Origin of the sequence: Scandinavium manionii (genome assembly GCF_024764775.1) — a bacterium.
Taxonomy (GTDB): Bacteria; Pseudomonadota; Gammaproteobacteria; order Enterobacterales; family Enterobacteriaceae; genus Scandinavium; species Scandinavium manionii.
Genome location: NZ_JALIGC010000038.1, coordinates 26,201 through 39,474 on the forward strand (window position 1 = coordinate 26,201; position 13,274 = coordinate 39,474).

12 protein-coding genes are annotated in these 13,274 nt (G+C 52.8%); 4 read left to right on the forward strand and 8 right to left on the reverse strand.

The features are described from left to right. Nucleotides 1-11: 11 nt before the first annotated feature. From cdsA to rpsB, 7 genes are all read right to left on the reverse strand, one after another. Entirely contained in the window at nucleotides 12-869 is an 858-nt protein-coding gene (gene cdsA / locus MUU51_RS12060; protein ID WP_110510844.1) for a phosphatidate cytidylyltransferase, read from the reverse strand. Between the two features lie 12 nt (nucleotides 870-881). Next, on the reverse strand, nucleotides 882-1,640 hold the full coding sequence (gene ispU, locus MUU51_RS12065) for a (2E,6E)-farnesyl-diphosphate-specific ditrans,polycis-undecaprenyl-diphosphate synthase (protein WP_159770891.1): 759 nt from the start codon (nucleotides 1,638-1,640) through the stop codon (nucleotides 882-884). 186 nt (nucleotides 1,641-1,826) lie between these two features. Further along, nucleotides 1,827-3,023, reverse strand: a complete 1,197-nt coding sequence (gene ispC, locus MUU51_RS12070; RefSeq protein WP_159770894.1) for a 1-deoxy-D-xylulose-5-phosphate reductoisomerase — start codon at nucleotides 3,021-3,023, stop codon at nucleotides 1,827-1,829. A 91-nt stretch (nucleotides 3,024-3,114) separates the two neighbouring features. Beyond that, complete coding sequence (frr, locus tag MUU51_RS12075) at nucleotides 3,115-3,672, reverse strand: ribosome recycling factor (RefSeq protein WP_159770897.1); 558 nt, start codon at nucleotides 3,670-3,672, stop codon at nucleotides 3,115-3,117. A 164-nt stretch (nucleotides 3,673-3,836) separates the two neighbouring features. Beyond that, on the reverse strand, nucleotides 3,837-4,562 hold the full coding sequence (pyrH, locus tag MUU51_RS12080; RefSeq protein WP_110510840.1) for a UMP kinase: 726 nt from the start codon (nucleotides 4,560-4,562) through the stop codon (nucleotides 3,837-3,839). Between the two features lie 150 nt (nucleotides 4,563-4,712). Next, the gene (tsf, locus tag MUU51_RS12085) at nucleotides 4,713-5,564 is read right to left on the reverse strand and encodes a translation elongation factor Ts (protein WP_159770900.1); all 852 of its coding nucleotides are present in this window, start codon (nucleotides 5,562-5,564) and stop codon (nucleotides 4,713-4,715) included. A 120-nt stretch (nucleotides 5,565-5,684) separates the two neighbouring features. Continuing rightward, entirely contained in the window at nucleotides 5,685-6,410 is a 726-nt protein-coding gene (gene rpsB / locus MUU51_RS12090) for a 30S ribosomal protein S2 (protein ID WP_110510838.1), read from the reverse strand. A gap of 320 nt (nucleotides 6,411-6,730) precedes the next feature. Here rpsB and map point away from each other — a divergent pair, with 320 nt between their 5' ends. From map to MUU51_RS12110, 4 genes are all read left to right on the forward strand, one after another. Beyond that, the gene (gene map / locus MUU51_RS12095) at nucleotides 6,731-7,525 is read left to right on the forward strand and encodes a type I methionyl aminopeptidase (protein WP_159770903.1); all 795 of its coding nucleotides are present in this window, start codon (nucleotides 6,731-6,733) and stop codon (nucleotides 7,523-7,525) included. A 132-nt stretch (nucleotides 7,526-7,657) separates the two neighbouring features. Then, nucleotides 7,658-10,321 (forward strand): bifunctional uridylyltransferase/uridylyl-removing protein GlnD, encoded by a 2,664-nt coding sequence (glnD, locus tag MUU51_RS12100; RefSeq protein ID WP_258967827.1) that lies wholly within the window; start codon nucleotides 7,658-7,660, stop codon nucleotides 10,319-10,321. A 29-nt stretch (nucleotides 10,322-10,350) separates the two neighbouring features. Beyond that, a complete protein-coding gene (dapD, locus tag MUU51_RS12105; protein WP_052285401.1) occupies nucleotides 10,351-11,175 on the forward strand; it encodes a 2,3,4,5-tetrahydropyridine-2,6-dicarboxylate N-succinyltransferase in 825 nt (274 codons plus the stop codon). A gap of 110 nt (nucleotides 11,176-11,285) precedes the next feature. Further along, entirely contained in the window at nucleotides 11,286-11,675 is a 390-nt protein-coding gene (locus MUU51_RS12110; protein ID WP_159770909.1) for a DUF3461 family protein, read from the forward strand. A gap of 106 nt (nucleotides 11,676-11,781) precedes the next feature. Here the strand turns inward: MUU51_RS12110 and degP are convergent, their stop codons facing one another. Continuing rightward, nucleotides 11,782-13,230 (reverse strand): serine endoprotease DegP, encoded by a 1,449-nt coding sequence (gene degP / locus MUU51_RS12115; protein ID WP_258967828.1) that lies wholly within the window; start codon nucleotides 13,228-13,230, stop codon nucleotides 11,782-11,784. Nucleotides 13,231-13,274 lie beyond the last annotated feature (44 nt).

A 13,274-nucleotide genomic window follows, 5' to 3' on the forward strand; every position in this document is an offset into this window, starting at 1 on the left:
AAACCCTTCCGTCAAATCGTCCTGAAGACTAAAAGTAGCAGGCAAGCAAACACCGGAACCGCAGCCGTCAGGCTGTCAATTCGGTCAAGAATGCCACCGTGCCCAGGGATCAAATTCCCACTGTCTTTGATGCCGGCTTCTCGCTTAAACATACTTTCTGTTAAATCGCCCAGCACGGATGCCAGCGCGGCAACCAGAGAACACGTTAACAGCGTCGTCGGCGCAACGTCCAGGTTCACACACAGACCATAAATCCAGGAGATCACCGCCGCAGTGAACAGTCCACCGAGAAAACCTTGCCAGGTCTTGCCCGGGGAGACTTTTGGCGCCAGTTTATGTTTACCGAACAGCTTACCGAACATGTAGGCGCCGGAGTCAGCTCCCCACACCAGAATCATGATGTAGAGCAGCCAAATCGCACCGCTGTAATGGTTATCATCATAATGCCAGGCACGCAGCGTCAGCATTCCCCAGAAGAAAGGAATAATGGTCAACAGACCAAACACCAGACGCAGCGTTTTAGAATTACGCCACAGCGCAGCAGAACCCGGATAAAACAACACCAGCAGCAGTGCGACTATCCACCAGCCCAACGAGGCCCAAAGGGAGCCTTCAACCAGCGGTTGATGGACGTTGTGATGATATTCCGGAAGCCAAAAGAGCATCGCGGAAAGAATTAATCCGCAAAGCACCGCCAGCCATACTCGCTGTGAACGAGATTTAAAACCGCTTAATTGACCCCATTCCCAGGCCGCCAACATGCACACCACCAGGGTGACAATAGCGAAACCTATTGGCGGCAAAAGAAACAACGCCGCAATAACAACGGGTATTAAAACGAAAGCAGAGATCAGGCGATACTTCAGCAAGAGCTACCCCCATCAGGCTTTGTCGTCACCAGCCTCTGTGCCGCCGAAACGACGCTCTCGATTGGCAAAGGCATGCAACGCCCCTTCAAAGTCTTGTTCATCGAAATCGGGCCAGAGAACATCTGTAAAGTAAAGTTCGGCATAGGCAATTTGCCACAACAAAAAGTTACTAATGCGATGCTCTCCCCCTGTCCTAATTACTAAATCTACGGGAGCCAGTTCATGCATGCAGATTTGCTGACCCAGCAAATCTTCGGTGATATCGTCAGGACGCAACAGCCCTTCCTGGACTTGTGTAGCAAGATGCTGAACTCCCTGAATAATGTCCCAGCGCCCACCATAATTCGCAGCAATATTCAGTGTCAGTCCGGTGTTGTTCCCGGTCAACGCTTCTGCTTTGCGAATACGCTCCTGTAAACGGGCGTTAAAGCGGCGAGTATCACCGATAATACGCAAGCGTACGTTGTGTCTGTGCAGGCTTTTTACTTCACTATCCAGCGCCCAAACGAACAGTTCCATCAATGCGCTGACTTCCTGCTCAGGGCGATTCCAGTTCTCACTGCTAAAGGCATAAAGCGTTAACGCCTCAATACCGTTATTTGCCGCAAAAGAGACGGCACGACGCACCGATTTTGCTCCGGCTTTATGGCCGAAGGCACGGATCTTGCCTTGTCTCTTCGCCCAGCGACCATTGCCGTCCATAATGATGGCCACATGATGGCAGCCGTGGGATGGCAGGTTCTCGCTGATTGGTTGGTTAGCAGACAACATAACGCGTTATTAGTCCATGAAAAGGAATTAGCGGTACCGGAATACAGACGCTTAGCGCAAAAAAGCCGTGTAAATCCACGGCTCCCTCGATAACACTTTGCCGTTACAGTGTTATCGGATGGCGCAGACTATAACACTGAAGCCCAGCGCTAACAAATGCCTGCGTGCCCGTTGCACGGATAATCATCAGCTTGCGAAGCGCATCACCTGCTGGTTTGCGACACTTCTTGCACGCGCGTCGACTTCCATCACCTCATCCACACCTTCTGGCTCTTGCAAATCCAGAATTGACAGGACCTCGAGGTTCACGGCAGCAATGTCCGTGAAGTGAATTTTCGACGTCAGAAATGCCTCAACGCTCACTTCATTGGCGGCGTTCAGCGCGGTAGTTGCCGCCTGGCCCTGATCAAATGCGTCCATTGCCAGCTTCAGGCACGGGTAACGCTGATAATCAGGCTCTGCAAATGACAGTTCGCTTAATGCTTTGAAATCCAATGGATTAACGCCAGACTCAACGCGCCCCGGCCAGGCCATAGTATGGGCAATTGGCGTGCGCATATCCGGCTCACCAAGCTGGGCCAGCACGCTGCCGTCACGGTAGCGCACCATCGAATGAATCACAGACTGCGGATGGATAATGACTTCCATCTGTTGAGCTGAGGCATTAAATAGCCAGCGTGCTTCTATGTATTCCAGACCTTTATTCATCATGGTGGCAGAATCGACTGAAATTTTACGTCCCATCGACCAGTTCGGATGACGACAGGCCTGATCCGGCGTCATATCGCGCAGTTCAGACAAAGGCGTTTCACGGAACGGGCCACCAGATCCGGTAAGCAGAATAGACAAAACGCCATTCTGCTCAAGGGAAGCGTAACCCAGCTGATTTTGAATTGTTTCCGGTAAACTCTGAAAAATGGCGTTGTGCTCGCTGTCGACTGGCAGCAGACGCGCCCCACTCTCTTTCACGGCGTCCATAAACAAACGTCCACAGGTGACCAGCGACTCTTTATTGGCAAGCAGAATGGTTTTTCCGGCGCGGATAGCCGCCAGCGTCGGCATCAATCCTGCGGCACCGACAATCGCCGCCATCACCTGGTCGACATCATCCAGCGCAGCGACATCGCAGGCAGCCTGTTGGCCGCTCAGAACTTCCGTCTGGCTCCCGTGCTGACGCAGAGCAACAATCAGCGCAGCGGCGCTTTGTGCATCGTCCATAACGGCGTATTGCGGGGAGAACTCAAGGCATTGCTCAACCATACGCTCGACGTTTTTCCCGGCCACCAGCGCGGTAACAGAGAAAAGGCCGCGATTATTACGCACCACATCCAGCGTGCTACAGCCGATAGAGCCTGTGGAGCCCAGAACGGTTAAATGCTTCATGAAAAATCCGAAGAAGAAAGTCTAAAAAGCAAAACGCCGCCAGTAAAACCCGAAGGTTTCCTGAACGGCGTTCATCAGATAACGTCAGAAATCAGAACTGCATCAGTTCCGTTTCTTTTTCTGCCAGCGCCGCGTCCACTTTCTTGATAGCGGCGTCGGTCATTTTCTGCACATCGTCCTGGGAGCGACGGTCATCATCTTCGCTGATCTCTTTGTCTTTCAGCAGCGCTTTAACTTTATCGTTCGCATCACGACGGACGTTACGCACGGAAACACGCGCTTGTTCTGCTTCACCGCGTACGATCTTGGTCAGATCTTTACGACGTTCTTCAGTCAGCGGAGGCAGCGGAACGCGAATGTCGGTGCCCGCAGAGCTCGGGTTCAGACCGAGATCGGACGCCATAATCGCTTTCTCAACGGCCGGGCTCAGAGAGCGATCGAATACGTTGATTTTCAGGGTACGGGAATCTTCTACCGTCACGCTTGCCAGCTGACGCAGCGGAGTCGGTGTACCGTAGTATTCGACAACGATGCCATCGAGCAGGCTTGGAGAAGCACGGCCCGTGCGGATTTTGCTGATCTGGTTTTTGAATGATTCTACGCATTTTTCCATGCGCACTTCGGCATCTTTTCTGATATCGCTAATCACGTTACGAATCCTTGAAATCTTGTCTCAGGCTGACCATACGCCACACTCGCCGATTTGCGAGTGTGGTAAGTATAGCCCGTATAATTCCTGGCGCCGAAAAGGGCGGCCTGGTAAGCATCGCAAAATTAAAGCGGAATCTTACCTTTATTTGTTGTTTACGGAAATTATTCCGTAATTAATGTACCTTCTTTCTCACCCATCACCACGCGACGCAGCGCGCCTGCTTTGTTCATGTTGAAGACACGAATCGGCAGTTTATGGTCACGAGCCAGCGTGAACGCAGCAAGATCCATCACTTTCAGCTCTTTATCCAGTACTTCAGCGTAGCTCAACTGATCGTACATTGTCGCAGAAGGATCTTTTGCCGGGTCAGCGGTAAATACGCCGTCGACTTTGGTGGCTTTCAATACCACGTCCGCTTCAATTTCGATGCCCCGCAGGCAAGCTGCGGAATCGGTGGTGAAGAACGGGTTACCGGTACCGGCGGAGAGGATAACGACGCGGTTATTACGCAGCAGACTGATAGCCTCTGCCCAGCTGTAGTTATCACACACACCATTCAGCGGAATGGCGGACATCAGGCGGGCGTTCACATAGGCGCGATGGAGTGCATCACGCATAGCCAGGCCATTCATGACGGTTGCCAGCATGCCCATGTGGTCGCCCACAACGCGGTTCATACCCGCTTTTGCCAGACCCGCACCACGGAAAAGGTTACCACCACCAATCACCACACCGACCTGGATCCCCAGTTCGACCAGTTCTTTAATTTCCTGCGCCATACGATCGAGAATGCTGGCATCGATACCGAAGCCTTCAGTTCCCTGCAGTGCTTCGCCACTGAGCTTAAGCAGAATGCGTTTGTAGACGGGTTTTGCATTGGTAGCCATATTTCTTTCCTGGGACTGTCAACGTTTGAAAGGGGTAAATTCTGGCGACAAGGATATGTCGCGCATCAGTACAAGCCTATAGGAGCCTGACTAATTTTTACTTAATGGGGCTCAAAAAGAAGCCGCCCTCAGGCGGCTCCTTGTCGATCATTAAGACTGCTTGGACATTGCAGCAACTTCTGCTGCGAAGTCAGTCTCAACTTTCTGGATACCTTCGCCCACTTCAAAGCGGATGAAGTTAGTCACGGTAGCGTTGTTCTCTTTCAGGAACTGACCAACGGTCTTGCTTGGTTCCATAACGAAAGGCTGGCCGGTCAGAGAAACTTCGCCGGTGAATTTCTTCATGCGGCCTTCAACCATTTTCTCTGCGATTTCTTTCGGCTTACCGGACTGCATCGCGATATCCAGCTGTACCTGGTATTCTTTTTCTACCACGTCAGCAGACACGTCTTCTGGGTTTACGAATTCTGGCTTGCTAGCTGCGATATGCATTGCAACTTGCTTAACCAACTCTTCGCTCGCGCCTTTAGCAGACACCAGAACACCGATGCGAGCACCGTGCAGGTAGCTACCCAGCACTTCGCCTTCCAGAGCAGAAACGCGACGGATGTTGATGTTCTCACCGATTTTAGCAACCAGAGCAACACGTTCTTCTTCGAACTGTGCTTTCAGAACTTCAACGTCAGTGATTTTGCCAGCAACTGCTGCATCCAGAACTTTGTTAGCGAAAGCCTGGAAACCGCCGTCTTTAGCAACGAAATCAGTCTGGCAGTTAACTTCCAGAATGATGCCGTAGTTGCCATTGATCTTAGTGATGATCACGCCGTCAGCAGCAACGTTGCCTGCTTTTTTCGCAGCTTTGATAGCACCAGATTTACGCATATTTTCGATTGCCAGCTCGATGTCGCCATTAGCTTCAGTCAGGGCTTTTTTGCAATCCATCATGCCTGCGCCAGTACGTTCACGCAGCTCTTTAACCAGGGAGGCGGTAATTTCAGCCATTCTAAAATCCTCGGGAAATTGAAACCGCCCGGCGTAAGGCCAAACGGTTATAAAAGTGAAAAAGGGGCCGCTTAAGAGGGCCCCTATCCATACTCGGTACTAATAAGGGCTTAAACCTTATTATTCAGCTTCTACGAAGCTTTCTTCCGCCTGAGAAGCCAGATCCTGAGAACGGCCTTCACGTACGGTCTGAGCAACGGCATTCAGATACAGGCTAACTGCACGGATTGCATCGTCGTTACCCGGGATAACGAAATCAACGCCATCTGGATCAGAGTTGGTATCAACGATAGCAAATACTGGGATACCCAGGTTGTTTGCTTCTTTGATAGCGATGTGCTCGTGGTCTGCATCGACAACAAACAGTGCGTCCGGCAGGCCGCCCATGTCTTTGATGCCGCCCAGGCTGTTTTCCAGCTTGCCCAGCTCACGAGTGCGCATCAGCGCTTCTTTCTTGGTCAGCTTGTCGAAGGTGCCGTCCTGAGACTGAGTTTCCAGGTCTTTCAGACGCTTGATAGACTGACGAACGGTTTTCCAGTTAGTCAGCATACCGCCCAACCAGCGATGGTTCACGAAGAACTGATCGCAGTTCAGAGCAGCTTCTTTTACCGCTTCGCTTGCTGCGCGCTTGGTACCAACGATCAGAATCTTACCTTTGCGAGAGGAGATCTTGTTCAGTTCAGCCAGAGCTTCGTTGAACATTGGTACAGTTTTCTCAAGGTTGATGATGTGAACTTTGTTACGCGCGCCGAAGATGAAAGGCTTCATTTTCGGGTTCCAGTAACGGGTCTGGTGACCGAAGTGTACACCAGCCTTGAGCATGTCGCGCATGGAAACAGTTGCCATGTTTAAAACCTCTATATAAAAGTTGGGGTTATGCCTCCACGTATCCCATACGACCGACCCCTAAGGGCACCCCGGCGTATGTGCCGATACGTGTGTGTTATTACACAATGTGAGATTTGTCGCTGCCAGACCGTTTCTGTGTATTTCAAACGGAATGGAAGTTCGGCGCGCTTTATACCATAAATTGCGAGCGGAAACCAATAAATGTTGGTGCGAAGCGCTGTAATGATTCTCAATTTGGCAGTCGATAGCGACGGCTGTTACCATTGTCAGCACTTACACTCGTATTGCCGATAAATCGGCCTCGATGGACAGAATTCATGGCTATCTCTATTAAGACCTCAGAAGAAATTGAAAAAATGCGCGTGGCGGGCCGTCTGGCTGCCGAAGTGCTGGAAATGATCGAACCGTACATCAAGCCAGGTGTCAGCACCGGCGAGCTGGATCGTATCTGTGACGATTACATCGTAAATACTCAGCATGCGGTCTCCGCCTGCTTGGGCTATCACGGCTTCCCGAAATCCGTGTGCATCTCTATTAATGAAGTGGTGTGCCACGGTATTCCGGATGACGAAAAGCTGCTGAAAGATGGCGACATCGTTAACATCGACGTGACCGTCATTAAAGATGAATACCACGGCGACACCTCCAAAATGTTCATCGTCGGCAAACCGACCATCCTCGGCGAGCGTCTGTGCCGTGTGACGCAGGAAAGCCTGTACCTCGCCCTGCGTATGGTGAAGCCGGGTATCCGTCTTCGCACACTGGGTGCAGCCATTCAGAAATTTGCAGAAGCGGAAGGTTTCTCCGTGGTACGTGAATATTGCGGGCACGGTATTGGCCGCGTGTTCCATGAAGAACCGCAGGTTCTGCACTATGATGCTGATGACGGCGGCGTAGTACTTCAGGCCGGGATGACGTTCACCATCGAGCCGATGGTCAACTCTGGCGACTACCGTATCCGCACCATGAAAGATGGCTGGACGGTGAAAACCAAAGACCGGAGCTTGTCTGCACAGTACGAGCATACTATTGTGGTGACAGACAACGGCTGCGAAATAATGACGTTACGCAAGGATGACACTATCCCGGCGATAATCTCGCACAACGAATGATAAGAAGCCGGCGAAAGCCGGTTTTTTTATGGCGGGCGTCCTGCCCGCCCCCCTCCGGGCCGCCGCAAGCGACGTTAAAAATCGCTCCCGGCGATTTTTTATGGGTAATCGTTTTTTCTTATGGGTGGCGCAATGAGCAATTCCTTACCTGACACAGCCTTACCTGTTCTGCCAGGCCAGCCGGAAAACCCGGTCAGTTGGGCAGACGCGGAGCTGAACTGCGCCAGTATCAAGGCGCGTCTCGATGCGTTCCAGCGCTGGCTGGGTGACGCTTTCGACAGCGGTACCTCTGCCGAACAACTGATGACCGCCCGTACGGAATATATCGATCAGATGCTCCAGCGTCTTTGGTTGCATTACGGTTTTGGTGAGGTAGAAGACGCAGCGCTGGTTGCCGTCGGTGGCTATGGCCGCGGCGAACTGCATCCGCTTTCGGATATCGACTTGCTCATCCTCAGCCGTAAAAAGCTGCCCGACGAGCTGGCACAAAAGATTGGCGAGCTGCTGACACTGCTGTGGGATCTCAAACTCGAAGTCGGCCACAGCGTGCGCACCCTCGAAGAGTGCCTGCTGGAAGGGCTTTCTGATCTCACTGTCGCCACTAACCTGATTGAATCACGCCTGCTGATCGGCGACGTCACCCTCTTTCTCGAGCTGCAAAAACATATTTTCAGCGAAGGCTTCTGGCCATCGGAAAAGTTCTTTGCCGCTAAAGTCGAAGAACAAAACGGTCGCCACCAGCGCTATCACGGCACCAGCTACAACCTCGAGCCTGATATCAAAAGCAGCCCCGGCGGCCTGCGTGATATCCACACCCTGCAATGGGTGGCGCGTCGTCATTTCGGCGCAACCTCGCTGGATGAAATGGTCGGCTTTGGCTTCCTGACCGAAGCCGAACGCAACGAGCTGAACGAGTGTTTACACCTGCTATGGCGCATCCGTTTTGCGCTGCATCTGGAAATTAACCGCTACGACAACCGTTTGCTGTTCGATCGCCAGTTGAACGTGGCCCAACGGCTCAACTACAGCGGCGAAGGCAATCAGCCGGTTGAGCAAATGATGAAGGATTTCTATCGCGTCACCCGCCGGGTGGGCGAGCTCAACCAGATGCTGCTCCAGCTGTTTGATGAGGCGATCCTCGCGCTGACCGCCGATGAAAAACCGCGCCCGATTGACGATGATTTCCAGCTGCGCGGCACGCTTATCGACCTGCGTGACGATACCTTGTTCATGCGCGAGCCGCAGGCGATTCTGCGCATGTTCCACATCATGGTGCGCAACAGCAGCATTACCGGTATTTATTCGACGACGCTGCGTCATCTGCGCCATGCCCGCCGCCATCTGCAACAGCCGCTGTGCTACATCCCCGAAGCGCGCGAGCTGTTCCTGAGCATGTTGCGTCACCAGGGCGCCGTCAGCCGGGGGCTGCTGCCGATGCACCGTCACAGCGTGCTGTGGGCGTATATGCCGCAGTGGTCGCACATCGTCGGCCAGATGCAGTTTGACCTGTTCCACGCCTACACCGTTGATGAACACACCGTTCGCGTGCTGCTAAAGCTGGAAAGCTTCGCCAAAGAGGAAACGCGTTCACGCCATCCGCTCTGTGTCGAACTATGGCCGCGCCTTAATCACCCGGAACTGATCCTGATTGCCGCTCTGTTCCACGATATCGCCAAAGGCCGCGGCGGCGATCACTCGGTGCTCGGCGCTCAGGACATCCTCAAATTTGCAGAACTGCACGGTCTGAACTCGCGCGAAACACAGCTTGTTGCATGGCTGGTACGCCATCATCTACTGATGTCCGTCACCGCCCAACGCCGTGATATTCAGGATCCGGAAGTTATCAAACAGTTCGCCGAAGAAGTGCAGACCGAAAACCGCTTGCGGTATCTGGTCTGCCTGACCGTCGCCGATATCTGCGCCACCAATGAAACACTGTGGAATAGCTGGAAGCAGAGCCTGTTGCGTGAACTCTATTTCGCCACCGAAAAACAGCTGCGCCGTGGAATGCAGAACACGCCGGACATGCGCGAACGCGTGCGTCATCATCAGCTTCAGGCGTTAGCCCTGCTGCGAATGGACAATATCGACGAAGAGGCGCTGCATCATATTTGGGCGCGCTGTCGGGCCAACTACTTTGTACGCCACACACCAAACCAGCTTGCGTGGCATGCCCGTCACCTGCTTCAACACGATCTGAACGATCCGATGATCCTGCTGAGCCCGCAGGCGACACGCGGCGGCACGGAAATATTTATCTGGAGCCCGGACCGCCCATATCTGTTCGCCGCCGTTTGCGCTGAACTGGACCGGCGTAATCTCAGCGTGCACGACGCACAGATTTTTACCACCCGCGACGGGATGGCGATGGACACCTTTATCGTGCTTGAACCTGACGGCAGTCCACTGTCCGGCGACAGGCACGAAGCCATTCGTCACGGCCTTGAGCAGGCCATTACTCAGTATTCGTGGCAGGCCCCTGCCCCACGTCGTCAGCCGGCAAAATTGCGTCATTTTACCGTCGATACCGAAGTCAATTTCCTGCCAACACATACCGACAGAAAATCGTTCCTCGAACTGATTGCGCTCGACCAGCCGGGTTTACTCGCGTGCGTCGGCCAGGTCTTCGCGGACCTCGGCATTTCGCTCCATGGGGCGAGAATTACGACAATTGGTGAACGAGTAGAAGATTTATTTATAATCGCGACAGCCGACCGGCGTGCTCTTAATAATGTGCTTCAGCAAGAAGTACAACAGCGGTTGACAGCGGCCCTCAATCCAAACGATAAAGGGTAGTGTGTTTTTTTAATGGAAAGAGTTTAACAATGCAGCAGTTACAGAACGTTATTGAGTCCGCTTTTGAGCGCCGCGCCGACATCACTCCGGCGAATGTAGATACCGTTACCCGCGAAGCGGTTAACCAGGTTATTTCCCTGCTGGATTCCGGCGCGCTGCGCGTAGCGGAAAAGATTGACGGCCAGTGGGTTACGCATCAGTGGCTGAAGAAAGCGGTACTGCTCTCTTTCCGTATCAACGATAACCAGGTTATCGACGGAGCGGAAAGCCGCTACTTCGATAAAGTCCCGATGAAATTCGCCGATTACGACGAAGCGCGTTTCCAGAAAGAAGGTTTCCGCGTGGTGCCACCGGCAGCCGTACGCCAGGGCGCATACATTGCACGTAACACCGTGCTGATGCCGTCCTACGTCAACATCGGCGCTTACGTCGACGAAGGCTCCATGGTTGATACCTGGGCGACTGTGGGTTCCTGTGCGCAGATCGGTAAAAACGTTCACCTGTCCGGTGGCGTAGGTATCGGTGGCGTGCTTGAGCCACTGCAGGCTAACCCAACCATCATCGAAGACAACTGCTTCATCGGCGCACGATCTGAAGTGGTAGAAGGCGTTATCGTTGAAGAAGGCTCCGTGATTTCGATGGGTGTTTACCTCGGCCAGAGCACCAAAATCTACGACAGGGAAACCGGCGAAGTGTTCTACGGTCGCGTACCGGCAGGCTCGGTTGTTGTTTCCGGCAACCTGCCGTCAAAAGATGGCAAATACAGCCTGTACTGTGCAGTTATCGTGAAGAAAGTGGATGCGAAAACCCGCGGCAAAGTCGGCATTAACGAACTGCTGCGCACCATCGACTAAATCAGTCGTAAAAAAAGCGGGGGCAACCCCGCTTTTTTTATACCTGACGCTGGCGGAAAATAATTTTTCCGTTAATTATTCAAAGGTTATGTTTAACCGAAGGAACCGCTATGTACGACAATCTGAAAAGTTTGGGCATTACCAATCCTGATGAAATCGATCGTTACAGCCTCCGGCAGGAAGCCAACAACGATATTCTGAAAATCTATTTTCAGAAGGATAAAGGCGAGTTTTTCGCGAAAAGCGTGAAGTTCAAATATCCGCGCCAGCGTAAAACGGTAGTGGCCGACGGTGTAGGTCAGGGTTACAAAGAAGTGCAGGAAATCAGCCCGAACCTGCGCTATGTGATCGACGAGCTGGATCAGATTTGCAAACGCGATCGCACCGAAGTGGATCTGAAGCGTAAAATCCTCGACGACCTGCGCCATCTCGAAAGCGTGGTTGCCAATAAGATCAGCGAGATTGAATCTGACCTTGAAAAATTGACCCGCAATAAATAACTCTTGCAGGCATGTCCGGCGGCAGCAAACAGTAAAAAAAAACGGTAACCCAAGGGTTACCGTTTTTTTACTGTGCCCTCCCCCGTCAGGAGAAGGACCTGAAAGTTTACTGCATCAGCAGGTAGATAGTGCTGTCGCCACGCTGAATATTCAACGCCAGAACGCTCGGTTTGCTTTCAAGCAGCTTACGCAGGTCAGCAATGTTTTTCACCGGCTGCTGGTTAGCGCCAACGATCACATCACCTTTTTTCAGGCCAATTTGCGCAGCCTGCGTACCCGATTTGATGCTGCTCACCACCACGCCTTTGTCTGCGCCTTTGTTGCTCATCTCAGCGCCGTCAATACCGTTGAAGATGCTGCTGGAATCAACCTGAGTCTGGCTACTCTGCTGCAGTTCAAGGGACACATTGACCGGCTTACCATCACGAACCAGGCCCAGCTCAATCTTGCTGCCAACAGGCATGGTGCCGACCTGAGCACGCAGCGCGGAGAAGCTGCTGATCGGTTTGCCGTTCAGCGAGGTGATCACGTCGCCTGCTTTAATGCCCGCTTTCGCCGCAGAAGAGTTCGGTAGCACCTGGCTTACGAATGCGCCGCGCTGAGCGTCAACTTTCATCGCTTTCGCGAGGTCAGAGCTCAATTCGGTACCCATAATGCCCAGCTCGCCACGTTTAACCTGGCCGTATTTGACCATCTGCTCAGTCAGGCTTTTCACCATATTGCTTGGGATAGCGAAGCCGATACCGATGTTGCCGCCGTCCGGGGCAAGGATCGCGGTGTTAATCCCAATAAGCTCACCGTTGAGGTTCACCAGCGCACCGCCGGAGTTACCGCGGTTAATGGCCGCATCGGTCTGGATAAAGTTTTCGTAGTTTTCAACATTCAGGCCGCTACGACCCAGTGCCGATACGATACCGGACGTCACGGTTTCGCCGAGACCAAACGGGTTACCGATAGCGACGGTATAGTCGCCGACGCGCAGTGCATCGGAATCGGCGAGTTTAATCGCGGTCAGATTTTTTGGATTCTGAATTTGAATCAGCGCGATGTCAGAGCGAGGGTCTTTACCCACCACTTTCGCATCAAATTTACGGCCATCGCTCAGGGAAATTTTGATTGTGGTAGCGTTATCCACCACGTGGTTGTTGGTAACCACATAGCCTTTCGCCGCATCAATGATTACGCCAGAACCCAGCGCCATGAATTTTTCTTGCTGGGAGCCACCATTACCCCTTGGTGCGCCTGGACCACCCTGTCCACCGCCCTGGCAGAACGGAGAGTTCTGGAAAGGCGAACCGTCCTGGCAGAATGGGGAATTATCACCAAAGAACTGCTGGAAGTTACGCCCCATACGCGGGGTATTCACCGTGGTACTCCCTTCCACATTAATGCTCACAACGGAAGGCATCACTTTTTCCAGCATCGGTGCCAGGCTTGGCATCTGCTGGGCGGTCGTGGCGGAGGATGCGGTTTCCGCGGCCGATGCAGACAGCGGGGAAAGGGCCAAACTTAAACTCAGAGCCAGTGCACTCATTGCTAACGTTGTTTTTTTCATATCTCGTAATCTCTAAATGTCAGATAAAGCAAAAGTTGCTGTGT